This window comes from Reinekea forsetii, from assembly GCF_002795845.1.
Classification (GTDB): domain Bacteria; phylum Pseudomonadota; class Gammaproteobacteria; order Pseudomonadales; family Natronospirillaceae; genus Reinekea; species Reinekea forsetii.
In genome coordinates this window covers 195,087-213,705 of sequence record NZ_CP011797.1, presented here as the reverse complement: position 1 = coordinate 213,705, position 18,619 = coordinate 195,087, and the positions used below count along the sequence as shown (strand labels likewise).

15 protein-coding genes are annotated in these 18,619 nt (G+C 55.4%); 5 read left to right on the top strand and 10 right to left on the bottom strand.

Going from position 1 to position 18,619, the window contains the following annotated elements; all coding sequences use genetic code 11:
• Positions 1–151: 151 nt before the first annotated feature.
• Positions 152–1,021: an N-carbamoylputrescine amidase gene (gene aguB, locus REIFOR_RS01090; protein ID WP_227003728.1), complete on the top strand. Its 870-nt coding sequence runs from the start codon at positions 152–154 to the stop codon at positions 1,019–1,021.
• A gap of 88 nt (positions 1,022–1,109) precedes the next feature.
• Entirely contained in the window at positions 1,110–1,916 is an 807-nt protein-coding gene (gene djlA / locus REIFOR_RS01085; protein WP_100255808.1) for a co-chaperone DjlA, read from the top strand.
• A 468-nt stretch (positions 1,917–2,384) separates the two neighbouring features.
• On the opposite strand, the gene REIFOR_RS01080 is transcribed toward djlA, so the two are convergent.
• The 3 genes from REIFOR_RS01080 to REIFOR_RS01070 all read right to left on the bottom strand — a co-directional run bounded on the left by REIFOR_RS01080 (position 2,385) and on the right by REIFOR_RS01070 (position 7,398).
• A complete protein-coding gene (locus tag REIFOR_RS01080) occupies positions 2,385–4,586 on the bottom strand; it encodes an ATP-dependent helicase (protein WP_100255807.1) in 2,202 nt (733 codons plus the stop codon).
• Between the two features lie 68 nt (positions 4,587–4,654).
• A complete protein-coding gene (locus tag REIFOR_RS01075) occupies positions 4,655–6,013 on the bottom strand; it encodes a TldD/PmbA family protein (protein WP_100255806.1) in 1,359 nt (452 codons plus the stop codon).
• Complete coding sequence (locus tag REIFOR_RS01070) at positions 6,013–7,398, bottom strand: TldD/PmbA family protein (protein ID WP_100255805.1); 1,386 nt, start codon at positions 7,396–7,398, stop codon at positions 6,013–6,015. Before REIFOR_RS01070 ends, REIFOR_RS01075 begins: the two co-directional genes overlap by 1 nt.
• A gap of 223 nt (positions 7,399–7,621) precedes the next feature.
• Between REIFOR_RS01070 and REIFOR_RS01065 the strand changes: the two genes are divergently transcribed.
• Entirely contained in the window at positions 7,622–7,876 is a 255-nt protein-coding gene (locus REIFOR_RS01065; RefSeq protein ID WP_100255804.1) for a DUF4404 family protein, read from the top strand.
• A gap of 11 nt (positions 7,877–7,887) precedes the next feature.
• On the opposite strand, the gene rmuC is transcribed toward REIFOR_RS01065, so the two are convergent.
• From rmuC to REIFOR_RS01050, 3 genes are read right to left on the bottom strand one after another with little or no spacing between them, the layout of a single operon-like run.
• Positions 7,888–9,435: a DNA recombination protein RmuC gene (gene rmuC / locus REIFOR_RS01060; protein WP_100255803.1), complete on the bottom strand. Its 1,548-nt coding sequence runs from the start codon at positions 9,433–9,435 to the stop codon at positions 7,888–7,890.
• Positions 9,371–10,177, bottom strand: coding sequence for a TIGR01621 family pseudouridine synthase (locus REIFOR_RS01055; RefSeq protein ID WP_100255802.1), 807 nt, complete (start codon positions 10,175–10,177; stop codon positions 9,371–9,373). Before REIFOR_RS01055 ends, rmuC begins: the two co-directional genes overlap by 65 nt.
• Positions 10,164–10,598, bottom strand: coding sequence for an SRPBCC family protein (locus REIFOR_RS01050; protein WP_100255801.1), 435 nt, complete (start codon positions 10,596–10,598; stop codon positions 10,164–10,166). The genes REIFOR_RS01055 and REIFOR_RS01050 overlap by 14 nt, the downstream gene beginning before the upstream one ends.
• Before the next feature lie 59 nt (positions 10,599–10,657).
• Between REIFOR_RS01050 and REIFOR_RS01045 the strand changes: the two genes are divergently transcribed.
• Both REIFOR_RS01045 and REIFOR_RS01040 read left to right on the top strand, forming a co-directional pair.
• Positions 10,658–11,629, top strand: coding sequence for a hypothetical protein (locus REIFOR_RS01045; RefSeq protein WP_100255800.1), 972 nt, complete (start codon positions 10,658–10,660; stop codon positions 11,627–11,629).
• Positions 11,630–11,903: 274 nt separating this feature from the next.
• Positions 11,904–14,528, top strand: coding sequence for a bifunctional diguanylate cyclase/phosphodiesterase (locus tag REIFOR_RS01040; protein WP_100255799.1), 2,625 nt, complete (start codon positions 11,904–11,906; stop codon positions 14,526–14,528).
• Here REIFOR_RS01040 and REIFOR_RS01035 read toward each other — a convergent pair.
• The 4 genes from REIFOR_RS01035 to atpD form a co-directional block, all read right to left on the bottom strand.
• Positions 14,525–15,454 carry a DMT family transporter gene (locus REIFOR_RS01035; RefSeq protein WP_100255798.1) on the bottom strand — a complete coding sequence of 310 codons (930 nt, stop codon included), beginning with the start codon at positions 15,452–15,454 and terminating at the stop codon, positions 14,525–14,527. The genes REIFOR_RS01040 and REIFOR_RS01035 overlap by 4 nt on opposite strands.
• Positions 15,455–15,523: 69 nt before the next feature.
• Positions 15,524–16,534: a class 1 fructose-bisphosphatase gene (gene fbp, locus REIFOR_RS01030; protein WP_100255797.1), complete on the bottom strand. Its 1,011-nt coding sequence runs from the start codon at positions 16,532–16,534 to the stop codon at positions 15,524–15,526.
• Positions 16,535–16,766: 232 nt separating this feature from the next.
• Positions 16,767–17,192, bottom strand: coding sequence for a F0F1 ATP synthase subunit epsilon (locus REIFOR_RS01025; RefSeq protein WP_100255796.1), 426 nt, complete (start codon positions 17,190–17,192; stop codon positions 16,767–16,769).
• A gap of 23 nt (positions 17,193–17,215) precedes the next feature.
• Entirely contained in the window at positions 17,216–18,616 is a 1,401-nt protein-coding gene (atpD, locus tag REIFOR_RS01020; RefSeq protein WP_100255795.1) for a F0F1 ATP synthase subunit beta, read from the bottom strand.
• Positions 18,617–18,619: the final 3 nt, after the last annotated feature.

Sequence of the window (18,619 nt, the reverse complement as noted above, 5' to 3'; positions counted from 1 at the left end):
TAGCATCAATAATTTTAAGTGCAGCGATTATAGCGACTAAGTTGGTCAGGGGAAACCACTGCTGCAGGGCTTAAGCTTCGGAACGATTTCGACTATGATGCCGTTTGACGTTATACATCGATTAACGATCCCCTTTGATAGGAGTGTTTTCGTGAGAAACATCACCGTTGCCGTAACACAAATGTCCTGTGGCTGGGATGTGAACGCCAACATTGAGCAGGCCGATCAACTGGTCCGAGCGGCCGCAGCGCAAGGCGCTCAGGTCATTTTGTTACAGGAGTTGTTCGAGCGGATCTATTTTTGCCAGCAGCAATCGGACGCCTTTCGCGCCTTCGCGACGCCTCTGGCCGACAACCCAGCAATTCGCCATTTCACCCAATTGGCGCAAGAACTCCAGGTTGTTTTGCCGATCAGTTTTTTTGAGCGGGCAAATCAGGTGTCCTTTAATTCGGTGTTGATGGTCGATGCCGACGGCCGTCACTTAGGTATTTATCGCAAAAGCCATATACCCGATGGGCCCGGATACAACGAGAAATTCTATTTTTCGCCCGGCGATACCGGCTTCAAGGTCTGGCCTACCCGATATGGGGCCATCGGTGTGGGCATTTGCTGGGACCAATGGTTTCCGGAAGCCGCGCGATCTATGGCGCTAATGGGCGCCGAGCTGTTGCTCTACCCCACCGCCATCGGCTCGGAGCCCTATGATGCCAGTATCGATTCCAGTGGCCACTGGCAACGCACCCAGCAGGGTCATGCGGCGGCTAATGTCATTCCGGTGTTGGCCAGCAATCGGGTCGGTGAAGAAACTATCGAGCGCTCCGCCATTACCTTTTATGGCTCATCCTTTATCAGCGACCCAACCGGGGCCCTGGTGCAAGAGCTGTCTAAGACCGAGACGGGCGTGGCGTGCCATACCTTTGACCTGGATGCGATCGATCGATTGCGGCAGGAATGGGGCCTATTCCGGGATCGCCGACCAACTCAATATGGTAATTTACTAACCAAAGATGGCGACTGCTAAGTTCGGCGCGTATCGTCACAGCAGCCTGGCTCTATAAGCCGCCAGCCAAATGAATTGAATGCACAATAATTGAAAGTAAGGATTAACCATGAGTTGGTGGGGCAAATTAGTCGGCGGTACCTTTGGATTCTTCCTCGGCGGTCCGCTGGGCGCCATGTTCGGTATGGCACTGGGCCATAACATCGATACCGCAGCCCGTACTATCGGCGGAAAGCTATCGCCGGGCGACCAGGAACGGGTGCAGATGGCCTTCTTTACGGCCACCTTTTCGGTCATGGGCGCCGTCGCGAAAGCCGATGGCAAGGTCTCATCCGATGAGATATCGCTGGCCGAAACCGTGATGGACAAGATGAATTTAAGCCCTGAGATGCGTCAAGCCGCTATGCGGCTGTTTATCAAGGGCAAGCAGGACGACTTTCCTCTCGAAGAGGTGATGCTGCAATTTCGTCAAGAGTGTCATCGACGTGCCAACCTGATGCGCATGTTTATCGAACTGCAGGTCCAGGCCGCCTATGCCGATGGCGATCTACACCCGGCCGAAGAACAGTTACTGTTAAAACTGTGCCAGATGTTGGGTTTTCACGAATCGGTTTTTCGCCAGATCGAAGCCCTAGTTCAATTCAGCATGGGCTTAGGCGATGGCCAATACGACGGCGGCCAGCAGCACAGCGGCAATCGCGCAACCGGCTCGGTCGCCAGCAAAGCAGCAGCCTACGCCATTCTCGAAGTCACCCCGCAGCATTCCCAAGCGGATATCAAAAAGGCCTATCGCCGACTCATGAGCCAGCATCATCCCGATAAGTTGGTGTCCAAAGGTCTGCCAGAGGAAATGATGAAATTGGCGACTGAAAAAACGCAGAAGATCCGGGAGGCATACGATCTGCTCAAGGCCTGAGTTGTTGTGAATCGGATCACAAATCGGCAGGACTCAGTCGACATAATAGGTGGAACTGCTTAACAGCTAGACTGTGAACCTGTGCGCCCATACTATTTTTGGGATCGATTCGACATTTAAAATAAAGAATATTGATAGTCTTTCCTGTTCTGGCCTTTGCATCCTGTTTGCTAGCCGTCAACGCCGACAACCTGCTCCCTAACCTGTTATGCGCAACTTACGTGTTGCCAGATGCGGGAACGGGCAGTTTTTAGGCCTCGTTCAGGACCGAATCCGATGCTCAATAAAAATATTGTCTTAAAGCAGCAAATGGCGCGCCGTCAAATTCTTGCCTTGGCTATTCTTGGTGGGGGTATGCTGGTTTTTTTTGCTCTATTGATGATGACGTTGCGCTAGGGCTGGCGCTGTCCCGCCAATAAACGCAGCCTTGCTCAGCTAACTCGTCGACCAAGTGGCTCCGGCGCGGCACTAGTCAGCCAAGACAGTCAGCAGGGGCAGCACGATGTCGCGCTTAAAGCTGCGCGCCTGCTTTTCTTGGCGAAACTGAATCGATAACTTGGCGTCACTATCTTCTAGGACGCGACCGACCCCGAGAGTTGGATGCTCCACCGTGGCCGCGGTCAAATCTTGGCTGCCCCGTACCCGCCAGCTTACCGGCTCGAGACCCTTGACCCGGCCATAATGTTCGACACTGGCCCGATGCATGCCACTGGGCAAGGCTAACTCGCCGACCGGCTCAGCTAGATGCGCCACAAAGGCCTCCAGGCCCTCGACATAGGCCGCGGGCATAAGGGCCGACACCAGCTCGGCGGACTCTGGCACCGGCGTCAGCAAGACCAGTTCCTGCTGCGCCCGGGTTAGACCGACGTAAAGTAGGCGCCGCTCACTGGCTGCACTGCTCGCCAGGGTCAACTCACCTTCGGGCTGATAGGGAAAGAACCGGTCATTGACCTCGGGAATGATCACACAGGGCCACTCTCGGCCCTTGGCCTTGTGAATCGAAGTGATCAGTAAGGCATCGACATGGCTCGGCGTCTTGCGCTCGACCAGCTCGGCCAGCTGATCGGCCCCGTCGCGCAGCGTCCACTTCGCCTGGCGCACAAATTGCGCAAATGCCTTAACCGTCGCCACCTGGTCTTCAACCTGCGCGGCCGAAAAGGCATTGTCCTTGAGCGCCGCCAAATAATCCGTTTGTTGAATCCAGCCATGCACCACCGGAAAGGCCGCGCCTTCTGCCCGCTCAGCTTTCTCGATCCAGCGCGCGCGCTCGAATAGGGCGGCCGACTGATAGGTCGACAGACTCTCCGGAATGGCATTGCGCAGGCTTCGGCCCCAGTGCTCGGTGGTGTCGGCCAAGCGCTGAATCAGTTGATCCACAGTCGCCTTCTTGATTTTCAGGTAGGGCTGGGTCAACAGGCTTTGCCAGGCTTGGCTGCGCGCGCGCTCATCCCAGCCCGCGACCTGGCCCGCGGCGATCTGCAGCAGAACCCGGAACGGCCGCAGTTCATAGCGCTCCAGCACGGTCTGTTGATTATCCATATGGTAGGGAATGGCCTGGGCCAGCAGTGCCAACTCAATCCGCGCGCTGTTGGCCCAGAGTCGATTGATCACCGCAATATCCGACAGCGGCCGGCTCGCCGCCCAGGCCTGGATCGTCTGCAGTGCACCGACCGCGCTATCGGCGGTTGCCAACTGGGTCACCCGGGTGGGCCCGGTCGAGCTATGGGAAATGCACTGGGTCCGCTCGGCCGAATCGGCATAGTTGCCGGCAATCACCTGATTGGCCAAGAGGCTCAGCGCATCGCTAAAACGAAAGGTATGGCTCAGGCGATAATCGGTTACCGCACCAAAGACCCGGTCGAATTCATGGGTCAGCAGGCTCGGCTTGGACCCGCGGAATTCATAGATGGTCTGGTCCGGATCGCCAACCACCATAACCTGACCGCGGCCGCCGTGCAGGGTATTGAGCAAGAACTGCTGGACCGGATTAATATCCTGAAACTCATCGACAATAATTTCCGCCATATGACCGCCAAACTGCGCAGCCAGCGCAGGCGAGGCCTTAAAGCGGCGCGCCGGCTCATAGATTAGATCGGCGAAGGTCAGCTTGCCCTGGTCCATGCGCCACTGCTCGAAATTATAGAAAGCGGTGACAAAAAATTGACACTGAGCGGGCAATCCGGTGCCATCAAAGACGATTTCCGGCGACTCCATGGAACTCTTAACCAATTCAAAGTAAGCCAGGGCCGGTTCAACCCATTTTTTCTTGCGCGTGAGCAGGTCCTCGGCGATCGACGGATCGGCCAACTCGCGCAGCAGGCGCCAAACGATCGGCTCCAGCTCGCTGTCCTGCATCAGGTTTTTCTGAAAGGCCGGCATGTCGCCCTGCTTCACCAGGGTCTGGCAGATTCGATAGCCGAGCGAGTGAAAGGTGCGAATATCGGGGATCGCCTGTCCGCCGACCAAATTCTTGAGCCGCTGTTCGAACGCCAGCTGTGCCGCCTTGTTGTACATCAAGACCAGCAGGCGGCGCGGATTAGCGCCCTGACTCAGGCGATTCTGGACATAGGCGGTCAAGGTTTGGGTTTTGCCCGACCCGGCCACGGCGATGATGCGCGCGTGCCCAGCGTCGTGTGCGATCACCTTAAGTTGTTCGTTGGTATAGTGCACAGATATGATTTGGACTGAAGAAACAGCCGGCAGATTAGCAGAAAAGCCGGCTCAACGCGCCTGCCGATTTAGCTGCCGGCAATCGCTAGGTCGGCAAAGCGCACGCTTGCCATACAGCTGTGGCGACTGTCGTTCCAGTGGCTCTGATCGCCCACCGCGACGACTTGCTGCAACATCTGGTAGAGGTTGCCGGCCACCGTGACGCCGCGCACAGCATGGCGCCGTTCGCCGCTGTGGCACAGATACCCGGAGGCGCCACAGCTGAACTCGCCAGATATGGCGTTGGTGCCCGAATGCAGGCCATCGAGCTGGGTGATCTCGAGATATTCGCCCTGCTGCAAAGTCGCCTGACTGTCCGGTCCGGCGCGCAGCTGCAGCTGATGCAGGCCGACCGTCAAAGGTGATTTGGCCCCACGGGCGGCATGACCGGTATTGGCGACCCCGAAGTGCGCCGCGGTGGCAGAGTTGTGCGCCAAGGTCATTAGCTCACCCTGCTTGACCAGCGTCACCGCGGCCGTGGCCGAGCCCTCGTCATCGAACAGCCGATAACCTAGGCCAGTGCGGTTGAGCGGCTCATCAACTAGATTGAGGCGAGCATCCATTATTTGCGTGCCGAGCTTGTCGCGCAGCGGGTTGACCTTGTCTTGCGCGGCCTTGGCCGACCACATCAGACTGAACGCGCCGAACAGTTGGGGCTGCACATTGGCACTGAAGATTACATCGTAACGCCCAGTTTTAAGCGCTTCGCCGGCTAACAGAGCCAGGGTGTCGGCATAGGCGCGATCGCTCAGACGAGTACCATCTAAGTCGCGAAACAAACGGCTATAGGCCACGCTCGAGGCCATGGCGGTGCGTTCACCCTGCTCGGCCAGGGGATAGACGTAGGCGACCACCTGGCGGCTGCGTTGGTCGGCATGGCGGCCACTGGTCGTCAAGATTTGTTGGCGCTGTCGCGCGTCGACTAAGGCATTGTAAGGCACGTTGCGGATCTGCGGCCGCGCGCTCAATTGGCGCTCAAGATCGATAATAAAGTCGATCTTCTCGTCCACCGTGGCATCGTCATCGGGGTCCAGGTCGGCCCCGTCGGCCGTTAGAGCGCCGCTCTGCGAGCTGATTCGTTCGCTCGGCCGGGCGGCACTGTGCCGGGCGTTGGCCAGAGCCTGATCGACCATGAAATTGAGCGCGTCGGGATCGCTGGCCTCGCTCGACGCGGCGCCGACCTGGTCACCGAGCACCACGCGCAGGCCGACGATAAAGGTCGAGGCGACGACCTGTTCATCGAGCTGGCCACCCTGGGCTTTCAGGCTCAATGAGCTGCCCTCGTTGATGATCAAATCAGCCTCGGCGCCGGCCTGTTGTACCCGGGCAAAGATCTTATCGGCAAGTTGTTGCGCTGTTTTGTGGCTGTCCTGGCTATGCTGGGTCATCAGGCGTTCCCTCCGACTAGGATGGCATCGACCTTGAGGGCCGGTTGACCGACCGTGGTCGGGATGGCACCACTGACCGAGCCGCACATGCCGCAGGCCAGACTGAAGTTGTCGCCAACCATGGAAATTTCGCGCAGCACCTTGGGGCCGGTTGAGATCAGGGTCGCGCCCTTGATCGGGTAGAGGATCTTGCCCTTTTCCACGTAATAGCCTTCTTGCACTGAAAAGTTAAACTCACCGGTGCCCGGCTGCACCGAACCGCCGCCCATATGGGAGGCATAGATACCACGATCGATCGAGGCGATCATCGCCTCGACACTGTCTTGTCCCGGTTCGATAAAGGTATTGCGCATGCGCGATGCCGGCGCATAGCGATAGGATTCACGCCGACCCGAGCCGGTTCGGGCATAGCCGGTCTTGGCACTGCCGAGCCGATCGACCAAAAAGCTGGTCAGGCGACCGTCTTGAATCAGCTGGGTGCGTTGGGTCGGCATGCCTTCATCGTCTATATTGAGCGAGCCCCAGGCGTTTTTCAGTGTGCCATCGTCGACCGCGCTGACCTTGGTATGGGCGATCTGCTGACCCATCTGATCGTGAAACACCGAGGCCTGCTTGGCCACCGAGGTGGTTTCCAACAGATGGCCGCAGGCTTCATGGAAGATCACGCCGCCAAAGCCATTGCCCATCACCACCGGCATGGTGCCGCTGGGACAGGGCCGGGCGGAGAGATTGACCAGGGCTTGGCGTGCGGCCTGAGCGCCGAGTGCCGTGGCGTTGTGCTGATCGGCCACTTCCCAACCGAGCAGACCGCCAAAGTTATCGCTGCCGACCGCCTGATCGCTGCCAGCGCTGGCAATAGCGGTTAGCGAGGTGCGCACATAGTGCCGGGTATCGTGCGCGTGCAGTCCTTCGCTGTTGAAGATTTCCACCGCCTGTTCGCGCTGCAGGCAAGCGCCCTTGGTCTGATGAATCGCCGCGCCACCGGCAAAGGCGGCGCGGCTGGCCGTGAGCAGATAGGCTATCTTGGCGTCCAATTGAGCGTCTTGAGACAGCCTTTTCTCGGCCGGGTGCTGGTCGTCTGAGGCAATAAAATTAAAGGCGCTCGCGTGAGTCACCGGATCGCGCCGGTCCTTGGCCGCCAGTTCCGAGGCGATGCGCCGTAATTCATCGGCGCCGACCTTATTGGTATAGCCATACAGAACCTTGTGACCAAACACCATGCGCAGGCCAATGCCAAATTCAACCCCCGATTGGACCGAGTCGACGCGGTCACTGAGGGTATTGAGGGTCGACCGCAATTGGCGTTCGACATACAACTCGACAAAGTCCGCGCCCAGGCTCAAGGCATGGTCGATAACGGTCTGGGCAATAGCGGGGTTTAACATGGGCTCTCCTGGACAAAATAGCGTGGCAACGGGGCGACGGAAGCCGTACCTTAGCAAAGGCAAATGGGTCCTTAATAGCCCATTGTACAAACATTTACCTCAATGGGCTGCTGACATTGGGCGATCAGATCGCTCTGGCTCGAGGCAACAAAGCCATATATGGAATAGTGTTTGAGCCAATCTTTGCTATATTAAAGGGAGACTCAGACAAGGACACTTCGTTATGCCAAAACAAGAATTAAAAAGTCTGTTCCAACGCCTACGCGATCATTTACCCGAAGGTGAGGCCAGTGCACAGCAAAAAATGCTCATGGATCACATTCAGTATCATATTCATGCCGTCGATGAACCCGATCCGGTCGATCAGAGTCTGCGCCAATCGGTGCAAACACTGATTGAAGATCTGGAGTCGGATCATCCCAAGAGCGCGGCCGTGGCGAAAAACATTCTCGAGACCCTAGCCGCCATCGGCATCTAGCCTAGGCGGGCTTAGTCGCCGCGTTCGCCGGACTCATCTGGCGCATCGGTCGCGTCCTCTGATGCGTCATCGAGGGCATCGCGGTCGGCGAGCGAGGCCGGCAAGGGCCGACTGGTCGGTGCGCCCAACTCTTGCAGGCGGCGCACATAGCTGACCATGGAACCTCGCCCGTCGCGGATGCTGCCGATGGCTTCGTGCCAGGTTTTACCCGCGGTATCGAGTTGACTGCCGAGCTTGTCCATCTTGCCACCAAAGACACTGAGCTTATCGTGAATCTTACCGGCCAACTTAAACAATTCCTTGGCATTGAGATTTTGACGCTCCAATGCCCACAGGTTGGCGACCGTACGCAAGGTTGCCAATAGGGTGGTCGGGGTGACTATGACTATATGACGTTCAAAGGCATCATTAAACAGCTGAGGGTCGGCTTCGAAGGCGGCCACGAAGGCGCTCTCGACGGGCATAAACATCAATACGAAATCAGGCGCATTGAGGCCATCCAGACCCGGATAATTCTTACCGCTCAGACTGCGAATATGGCTCCGCGTCGCGGCCACATGATCGCGAATCGCGGCCTCGCGCGTGGCCTCGTCTTCAGCCGCTACGGCTCGTTGGTAGGCGTTAAGACTGACCTTGCTGTCAATAATAATATGTTTGTTATCGGGCAGCTTAATAATAAAGTCGGGTCGTTTATTCTGCCCGTCGGCATCCTTGAAGCTGGCCTCGCGCTCGTATTCCCGGCCCTTGTAGAGGCCTGATGTTTCCAGAATTCGCTCAACCTGCAATTCACCCCAGTTGCCCTGAAGCTTTTTATCGCCCTTAAGTGCCTTGGTTAAATCATGGGCCTGTTGATTGAGCTGGTTATTCATCTCGCGCAACATCGTCAACTGACTCGCTAATTGACTGCGGCCCTCGATGTCCTGACTGTGGATCGTGTCGACACGTTGGCGAAACTGGTCGATCTGTTTCTGGAACGGGTCGAGCAAAGCCGACATCGACTGCTGCGATTGTTCGTTAAACTTCTGATTTTTTGCCTCGAACAACTCATTGGCGAGCACCGAAAACTCCTGCTTGAGTTGGTTCTTATTATCGTTCAGCAGGGCCAATTGAGCGCTATGATGCTGGGCTGCGCTGTCGGCTCGGGCATGAATATCGGTCAGCTGGCTCTGCACATGACCCAGACGCTCGCGCTGCTCATCCAACTGTTCATCGCGTTCTTGCAGCTGCTCCTGTAAGCGCTCAACCTGCTGCAGCTGACCTCGGTATCCGGCCGCCTGCACCCGGCTTTCGCCCAAACTCTGCACCAGCGAGTCGACCTGGTTTTGCGCCAGACGTAAGCGCTCTACCAACCGAACCCAGGCTATCCCCGCCAGCAGCCCGGACAAACTTAAGGCGGCGGCGATCAACAGCGCCGTTTGATGGTCCAGTAGCCAAGCCGTCAAGCGAAATCCGACACTGTTGCGCGGTGGATTGGGCCATGCTGCGAGGCGAATATCATCCGTTTTGCTCCAGCTGCCAAGCACCAAACAGGCCGTCGGTCGGATCGACCTGATAGGCATGTTGGATGTCCTGGAATTGAAAGGCAATCTTCCAGGCGTGCAAATAGACCCGATCGGCGGCGGTGCCGGCATAGAGGCTGTCGCCCAATATGGGGCAGCCGAGCGACTTCAATGCCACGCGCAGTTGATGGGTCTTGCCGGTCTTCGGGTGCAGAATAAAGCCGCGCAAACCGTTCGCTAATAGGGAACTGGTGAATTGGGTGATCGCCGGATTGGCCACGGTACGCAATAGCTTCCACTGGCTACGCCGACTTACGGCCATATCACCCTTAACCCAGCCCTGTTTTTTCAGGGGTTTCTTATCACTCAAGGCCAAATAAGTTTTTTCAATACCGCGCTGTGCAAAGGCCTGACTCAACGCTCGGTTGCCAACCGTAGTTTTGGCCACCAGCAACAGGCCCGACGTGGGTTTGTCGAGCCGATGGACCGGATACACCTTGGCACCATAGGTTTCTTCCAGCCATTGCAGCACGCTGGGCGCCTGCTCGTCGCGCTGCACTGTCCAACCTATCGGTTTATTAACGACCCAAAAGTCCGGGTGATCGGCAACAATTGACGGCTGTTGATCCGCCAAGCCGATGAGGCTGGACGAATTTTGCGCCACAGCGGTATTGGTTGAGGCCAAATCGCTGGCCTTATCACCTGGCTCGGCGCTCGCCTCACTGAGGTTGGAAGGCGTATCGTCCGGGTCGAGATTGACCTCCGGCTCGTCTAAATTAATGTCAGCTTTAGGTCCAGGCATTGAGATCCTTATCGTCCATAGTGTCTATTTCTTGATGCAGTTGGTGACCAATCCGATCGACCCAGACACCCCATTGGGTGTTCAATCGGGCCAATTCTGCGGGCGTTTTACGCAGATCACGGTGTTCGACAATCAGTCGCAGCTTGGCTGCTCGGCGCTCAATGCGCCAATGCACCAGAGTATTATGCCAATCTTCTGCACCCTGTGTACAAAGCCATTCCAGGACTTGATCGGGAACCTCTTCGACGACCTTAAAGACCAGTGGCATATCACGGTCGATCTGTTGCAGGCGCCAGCTGTCCCCCCCCTGGATAAAGATTTCTCCAGGCCACCAGCGATTTAATCCCGCTCGGGTCGTCAACAGAGCCCAGACTCGATCGGGCGAGGTTACCACTTCTATTTCATGGAAAAGTGTGGTCATAATGGATTCGCGCTCCTTAGGCCATTGCCCTTTTGTTCAGTCTAACAGAGACTATCAGGATGCTTAACACACGATTGATCGCTGCGCCCTTTTTCATGACGCCAGATGGCTCACTCAATAGCATGGCGGTGTCCAGCGACCGCTTAGCCAGTGATGATCCACTGTGCGGCACAGCCAACCTGACCGCCTATCAGCTAATGTCTCGCCATGCCTTGATCGGTCTATTAGACGCCCAGGGCCACAGCAGCCAGGGCCAACCGCGCGTCTTTTTAAGCCATTTTAATGCCGACCGACCCAGGGATCGATGCACAGTGGATATCTTTGCCCAGCGTCTTGCTGTGGTGGTCCACAGCGCACGCCATTATGCCCCTTGGCAACAGGGTACTATCTTTCAGCAGGCGCTCAGCCGACATTGGCAGCGGGTGCAGACCCTAGTGATCGCCGGGGGCCTTAGCAGTCAGCAGTTCGGTATCCATCTGGCCAGTGCAGTGGCGGGGCGACTAGCCGACCTGTCGGTGATTTGTTCTCCTTGGGGGGGCGATACGGCGCTCTATGGTCTGGCCCAGACCTACCGAAGTCCAGACGAACTATTGGTGCTCGATTTCGGCGCAACGGCCATTAAAAGGGCTATTGCCCATCGCTATGGTAATCGCCTCGAAATGCTCAGTACATTGCGGGTGCGCGATTTCAGTCTCGACGGCCAGATCCGAGCGCCCCAGCTGCTCGCCATCCTGCGCCAGACTCGGGCCGAACTGCCAGGGCCCATGGCCGTGGCCATCAGCTTGGCAGCTTACCTCGATCACGGTCATCCCTTCGATTATCATGCCGGCATCTACAGCAGACTGCGCCAAGATTGTCGGCATCTGGCCAGCACTCTAGACAGGCAATGGTTACCGGCATGCGGCTATACCGGCTTGGCTCTGCTGGAGCACGACAGCGCCGCGGCAGCCTTAGCCTTCCAATTTCACCTCCCCGCCATGATGCTCACGTTGGGCACCGGTATGGGCTCCGCGCCCTGCCCCCTGGTATAGACCCGGGGCCAGAGGCTCAGCCTCGGTTATCAGTCGACCTACCGATTCACCTGCCTTCGACTACACTCAATAAGTAGGTCAAATTCGGCATCATCCTAGGGCTCACAATCCGAATACGATCCAGGTAACCGTGTCGGGTATGGGTCGCAGACCAGTGCGATTTCCCTTCAACCAAGTGCGCGGCCGTTCAATAGGTTTAAGACTGCGTAGATCCTGACTTGAGGTGTAATATTATTAACTTCAGTACCAGTTCTCATGCGGCGGAATTAGCGCCATGACCCGAGCGCTAACCGGCTTGGCCTTGGTCTGCCTATTCTCGATACCCTGGCTCGATTCCGTCTGGCAGGAGGCTACCTTGGCGTTGCTCGCACTGGGCAGCTGTGGCTGGGTTTTTTTTAGACGAAACGGCAATACAGCGCTTTGCCTAATCTTGATGGCCGCCTGTCTCGTGTTGCCCTTTGTAAAGTGGTTTGAAGGCGCCCTGGCAAGCAAGGCCCAAGCTGCGCCATTGCGGGCGTTAAACGCTGACCTCGATTTGGCGGAAAAGACCGTGAGCCAATTTTTTACTAATAACGATGCCATCTTGAATTCAATTGCAGTTCTCGCAGCCCAACAAGCCGATATCGAGAGCGTTATTTATCATTCCTGGTTAAGGCAATTATTGCCGGAGCCGCGCAATCTTTTTCTCAATGTGGCGCTATCCACGAACTTGGTGGTTCGCCAAGTCTACCCACTCAACAGCGCAAACCAGGCGGTGCTGGGAGTTGATTTAAACGCCGTACCGGGCCAAGGACCCTATTATCGAAGCGCACTCATGACCCAAACCAGCACCTTGATCGGACCGGTTATGCTGCTTCAGGGCTTTCCGGGCATCATTTTCGTTCAGCCGGTGACGGGGCCTGGCCAACGCTTAATCTCCGGGGTACTGGCACTCGATCGGTTGCGCTTGGCGCTGGAAGAGGACGGCGCAGCGGATACCGGCCTGGCCGTAAGTGTGCGCGGGGCGGGTCAGACCTATTCATTAGTTGGCGGCTTGTCCGATACGGACCCGGTGCCCATTAAACGCGTCCTAAAATACGACGCTATTGAAATTAATCTGGCGATGTCTTCGGCCGCAATGCATCAGATTGCCATCCGCAGCAATACCGTGACCCGACTCAGCGCGTTTGCAGTTTGGCTATGTCTGTCGTTCGTTCTAGGCTGGCAGCACCTGAATTTTTTACAGCGGGAAAAGCAGAGAAAGGCGTTACAAAAGAATGAGTTCGAACTTATGGCCGCTCAGCGACTCGGCCAGATGGGCTCATGGTGGCGCGATGAAGGCGACCGAATTCAACTCAGTGAACCGCTCCAGGAACTGTTGAACTATCCAACCGCCGACATGTCCGTAAGCGATTTTCTCGCCCTGCTGCATCCGGATGACCGAGCTAAGACGACGAGCAGAATTCGGGCCTTCAAGGGCGCCGATGGCGACCAACTGAGTCTGGAGCATCGGGTTAAGATTGGCGATCAGTTTCGTTGGTTTGAGCACCGACTGGCAAAAAACGATGCCACACGGTTTAGCGGTTATGTCCGGGATATCCACAATCTGCGTAAACGCGATGAGCAGGTGGCCCAGCTTGAATCGAACGATTCGTTAACCGGTGTTGCCAACCGTCACTACTTTAAACAATTAACTCAGAAGAACCTTGCCGTGTGCGCTCGACGCCACAGTCATCTGGCCCTGCTGTTGATCAACGTCGATGATTTTCGCGCGGTCAATGAAAAACACGGTCAGTTGGCCGGCGATGAGTTGCTGATCCAGATTACCCAACGGCTAATTCTGGGTTCGCGTAAATCGGACTGTGTCGCCCGGCTCTCAGGCGATACCTTTGCCATTGCCCTGGTCGATATAGACAAAAATAAACAATCGGTAATAGTTGTTGAGAAATTATTACATAGCCTTAAGGAACCTTACCAATTGGATGCTGATGTCTACCCCCAACTGACCATGGGCGTATCGATGTATCCCGACGATGCACAAGACTATGAGCAACTGCTGCAGATGGCCGAATCGGCGCTGAGTTCGGCAAAAACCCATGCCCGAGGCAATTACCGTTATTACTCGCCTCGGCTGACCAAAGAGAACGAACGGCGCCAACAAATCCTGTCTACCTTACCCGCCGCGATCCGTAACAACTATTTCCGCCTTGTCTACCAACCAAGGGTATCGGGCGGCCACCCCAGTCATGTGCACAGCATGGAGGCACTATTGCGCTGGCAGGATCCGGTTATGGGTATTGTGTCGCCAGGTGAGTTTATACCGATCGCCGAACAGACCGCCCTGATTTCCGATATAGGTTATTGGGTCTTGGAAGAGGTTTTTGCCATGATGGCGCACAGTCAGCATCAATTGCCCGACAACCTCAGCATTTCTATCAACCTATCGCCGAAACAGCTCGAAGATCTGCATCTGGTGGCGACGATAACCGGCTTGCTCGGCCAATATGGGGTGCGCGCCAGTCAGTTCGAGTTGGAGATTACCGAATACTCAATCAGCAGTGAATCCGAGGCGATGATGGACAATATGCGGGCTCTGAGCAACATGGGTTTCAAGTTTGCCCTGGACGACTTCGGTACCGGCTATTCCAACTTAGGCATATTGCAATCGTTGCCGCTCAATGTACTCAAGGTCGATATCACCTTTATTCGAGCGATTGGTACCTCGATCAAATCCGATGAGCTGGTGCGGGCTATTTTGAAGATGGGCCATACCTTGGGCTTACGAGTCGTCGCCGAGGGCGTAGAGAGTGCCGAACAGGTAGTCTTTCTGTCGGCACTGGATTGTGAGGAATTGCAGGGCTATTACTTTTTCAAACCCAAACCGATCGAGGAACTGCTCGAGCGCTTCAAGCGCGCCTAAACCGGGGCCGGGACTGGCACCACGGTTTGCCGGCGCGACAGCAGCAGGGTTGAGGCTACACCGACAATCACAATCGCGATACCACTCCACTGGGTCAAGGAAATGTGCGCGTTAAGAAAGGCCATGGACAACATCGCGTTGAATAACGGTGCCGTCGTCACCATTAATCCGGCGATAGTCGGGTCGGCCAGGCTGACCGCCTTATTCCAGCACATAAAAGACAGAATCGATGGAAAGATTGCGACAAAAGCTATCGACCACCACAGTTCCGGTGGCGGCACAAAGATCGCCTCGTGGCGTACATCATAGAGCCAAAAGGGCAGGATCAACACGCAACCGACACCGACAAAAAAGGTCAGCAGCCCGATAGGCTCAATCCCAGCGTGGGGCAAGCGCTTTAACAGCACCGAATAAAATGCCCAGCTGCTCACCGCACAGACCATCAATAGTTCGCCGAGCCAACCGCGTTGCTGACTGAAAAACACCGACCACTGGCCATTGCTGACCACTACCACGGCACCGAACACCGCAACGATAGAGGTCAGCCACTCCAGCCCGCTCAACTTTCGGCCGCCCAGAAAACCCGACACCACCGCAATAGACAGTGGCATTAGAGCCAACATGGCACCGACCTTTACTGGCTCGGTGTATTCCAATGCCCAATATTGCAAGGTGTTATAGAAACCGACACTGAGTAATGCGAGCAGACTTAAGCGCGGCAAATGTTGACGATACCAATGCCATTGCCGGTAAATTCGAGGCAGACCGAAGGGCGCCAAGAGGACGAAGGCTAAGGCCCAGCGGAACTGAGACAGGGTAAAGGCCGGCAGCGTGGCAACCACCACCTTGCCGACAATGGCATTGCCCGCCCAAAATAGACTAGAAGTAGCCCCTAAGAGGGCGGCTAAAAGAACAGAATGACGCACGGCAGATCCACCTCAAAAAGAGCAGTATGGAGCAGCGCGCCTTGCCTGTCGATTCAACTAAGGTACCAGTCAGGAAAACTCTCGTAAAAAACGCTCTAATTTTTTTACCATATGTTTTGAGCCCACGAAAAACGGTACCCGTTGGTGGAGTTCAGTCGGGTTGATGTCCAGCACGCGAGCGTCTGGGCCGGAAATGGCCACACCGCCCGCCTGCTCCGCTAAGAAGGCCATCGGATTACACTCATACAGCAAACGCAGCTTGCCCAGTGGGTGCAGAGACGAGGCTGGATAGAGGAAAATTCCACCCATTATCAAATTACGGTGAAAATCTGATACCAATGAGCCTATATATCGGCTGCTATAAGGCCTGTCGGTCTTTTTGTCTTCGACTTGGCAGTACTTAATGTATTGTTTAACACCGTCATGGAAATGAACGTAATTGCCCTCATTGACCGAATAGATCTGGCCGTGGTCGGGAAAGGTCATGTTGGGATGAGAAAGGCAAAAGATACCCAAGCTTGAGTCATAGGTAAAGCCATGTACACCGTTCCCGGTGCTGAACACCAGCATAGTCGAGGAACCATAGATCACGTAGCCAGCAGCGGCCTGGGCAATTCCGGGTTGCAAGAAATCTTCGCTTTCAACTGGGGTGCCGATCTCGGACACTCGGCGGTAGACAGAAAATATAGTCCCGACCGAGACGTTAACATCGATATTGGACGATCCATCAACTGGGTCGATCAACACCACATATTTGCTCTGCTGATTAAGGCTGTCATCAAAACGCACATACTCATCGTCTTCTTCTGAGGCAAGGCCACAGACCACGCCGCGCGCCGACAGGGCTGCCTTGAAGCGGTCGTTGGCGTAGACATCGAGCTTTTGTTGAGTCTCACCCTGGATGTTTTCGCTTCCGGCGGAACCGCTGAAATTCGCCAGCCCAGCCTTATTAATTTCACGATGTACAATCTTAGCAGCAAGGCGCAGCGCTGCGAATATGGCGGATAGCTCGCCCGTGGCGTCCGGGTATTCAGCCTGCTTTTCAATAATAAACTCACCGAGAGTTTTAGTAATTGTCATAGTCTGTCCTGTCTAGTCTGCTGGCTGAGGGTTGTAGTTTTATTATGGTTTGTGCGACCTGCGGTGGTGCATAAACACTTCGATGCTTAGAGCAAAAGCTGTGTGGCGAAGACGGTCCATCACATGCATCGAAGCGGCCTGGACGTTGCGTCTAACGCGCCCTGGGTCCGGCCTTTTACTTTAGATAAAAAAAAACGACCCATTGGGTCGTTTTCAACATGGGTGGCGCAATCTAGCGGCCCATTGCTTTGCGAGCTTCTTTCAGCGTGCGCAACTTGCCCATAGCTCTGGCCAATTGCACTCCTACTTCGGTTAGCTCCCTGTTCGCGACCTTGTCGCCGATCTCTCGTTCGGCGGCGTCTTTGGCCTGTTGCGCAGCGGCTTCATCAATATCGTCCGCCCGCACAGCACTGTCTGCCAATACGGTCACTAGGTTCGGCTGCACTTCAAGAAATCCGCCCTCAACATAGACAAACTCTTTACTGCCGTCCTGTTTAACCAAGTGAACCGGACCCGGCTTTAACCGGGTCAACAAAGGTGCATGACCGGGTCTTACACCCAGCTCGCCGCCTTCACCGACACACACCAGGAGCTCGACTAGGCCCGAAAAAACCTTCTCTTCGGCGCTGACGATGTCGCAATGTACTGTTATAGCCATAACGATCTTACCTCCGGTGTTGATTAGCTGCGTGCAGTATGAGCCGCGACAACTTCATCAATAGAACCTTTCATATAAAAATCCTGCTCGGCAATGTGATCGAATTCACCGTCCAAAATGCCCTTAAAGCCTCGGATAGTTTCTTTCAATGATACATATTTCCCCGGTGCACCGGTGAAGATTTCGGCAACGTGGAATGGCTGAGACAGATATTTTTCAATCTTACGGGCTCGGCTTACGGTCAACTTGTCTTCTTCCGACAATTCGTCCATACCCAGGATCGCAATGATATCTTTCAGTTCTTTATAACCTTGCAGTACGCCTTGCACACCACGAGCAACGTCATAATGTTCATGACCGATAACCAGTGGATCGAGCTGACGCGAGGTAGAACCAAGCGGATCAACCGCTGGGTAGATACCCAACGATGCAATATCACGGCTCAAAACGACCGTTGCATCCAAGTGAGCAAAGGTGGTCGCCGGTGACGGATCGGTCAAGTCATCCGCAGGAACATATACGGCCTGGACCGACGTAATGGAACCGTCTTTGGTCGAGGTGATACGTTCTTGCAGTACACCCATCTCTTCGGCCAGCGTTGGCTGGTAGCCCACGGCAGACGGCATACGACCTAGCAGCGCCGATACTTCGGTGCCCGCAAGGGTGTAGCGATAGATGTTGTCGACGAAAAACAAGACATCACGGCCTTCATCACGGAAACGTTCCGCCATGGTTAAACCCGTCAATGCAACGCGCAGTCGGTTACCCGGTGGCTCATTCATCTGGCCATATACCATCGCCACTTTGGAGTCAGGTAGGTTGGCCAGCTGAATAACACCCGCTTCGGACATCTCGTGGTAAAAATCGTTACCTTCACGAGTACGTTCACCCACACCAGCAAACACAGATAAACCGGAATGCTGAGTTGCAATGTTGTTGATCAGTTCCAACATGTTGACCGTTTTACCAACACCGGCACCACCAAACAAACCAACCTTACCACCCTTGGCAAACGGGCAAATCAAGTCGATTACCTTAATGCCGGTCTCGAGAATGTCTTGAGACTGGGATTGTTCGGCATAGGACGGTGCGTCCCGGTGAATCTCTGAACGATCTTCAGTCAGAATCGCGCCACGTTCGTCGATGGGGTTACCCAAAACGTCCATAATACGACCGAGAGTGGCAACACCCACGGGAACTGAAATACCTTTGCCAGTGTTGCTCACTTCCAGACCGCGACGCAGACCTTCAGTAGCACCCATGGCAATAGTTCGTACGACCCCGTCACCCAACTGCTGTTGAACTTCGAGCGTGATGCCGTTGGCATCAATTATTAGTGCGTCGTAAACCTTAGGCACGTTGACACGTGGAAATTCCACGTCAACAACGGCACCAATGATTTGCGTAATACGTCCGCTACTCATGTT

Bases quoted from the DNA above. Each gene is read 5' to 3' on its own strand.
- REIFOR_RS01070 (WP_100255805.1), bottom strand. From the start codon at position 7,398: ATGTTAAACCCCGCTATTGCCCAGACCGTTATCGACCATGCCTTGAGC.
- REIFOR_RS01050 (WP_100255801.1), bottom strand. From the start codon at position 10,598: ATGACCACACTTTTCCATGAAATAGAAGTGGTAACCTCGCCCGATCGA.
- fbp (WP_100255797.1), bottom strand. From the start codon at position 16,534: ATGACAATTACTAAAACTCTCGGTGAGTTTATTATTGAAAAGCAGGCT.
- REIFOR_RS01075 (WP_100255806.1), bottom strand. From the start codon at position 6,013: ATGACCCAGCATAGCCAGGACAGCCACAAAACAGCGCAACAACTTGCC.
- REIFOR_RS01045 (WP_100255800.1), top strand. From the start codon at position 10,658: ATGCTTAACACACGATTGATCGCTGCGCCCTTTTTCATGACGCCAGAT.
- djlA (WP_100255808.1), top strand. From the start codon at position 1,110: ATGAGTTGGTGGGGCAAATTAGTCGGCGGTACCTTTGGATTCTTCCTC.
- atpD (WP_100255795.1), bottom strand. From the start codon at position 18,616: ATGAGTAGCGGACGTATTACGCAAATCATTGGTGCCGTTGTTGACGTG.
- REIFOR_RS01025 (WP_100255796.1), bottom strand. From the start codon at position 17,192: ATGGCTATAACAGTACATTGCGACATCGTCAGCGCCGAAGAGAAGGTT.
- REIFOR_RS01055 (WP_100255802.1), bottom strand. From the start codon at position 10,177: ATGCCTGGACCTAAAGCTGACATTAATTTAGACGAGCCGGAGGTCAAT.
- REIFOR_RS01065 (WP_100255804.1), top strand. From the start codon at position 7,622: ATGCCAAAACAAGAATTAAAAAGTCTGTTCCAACGCCTACGCGATCAT.
- rmuC (WP_100255803.1), bottom strand. From the start codon at position 9,435: ATGCCTATCAGGTCGATCCGACCGACGGCCTGTTTGGTGCTTGGCAGC.
- REIFOR_RS01040 (WP_100255799.1), top strand. From the start codon at position 11,904: ATGACCCGAGCGCTAACCGGCTTGGCCTTGGTCTGCCTATTCTCGATA.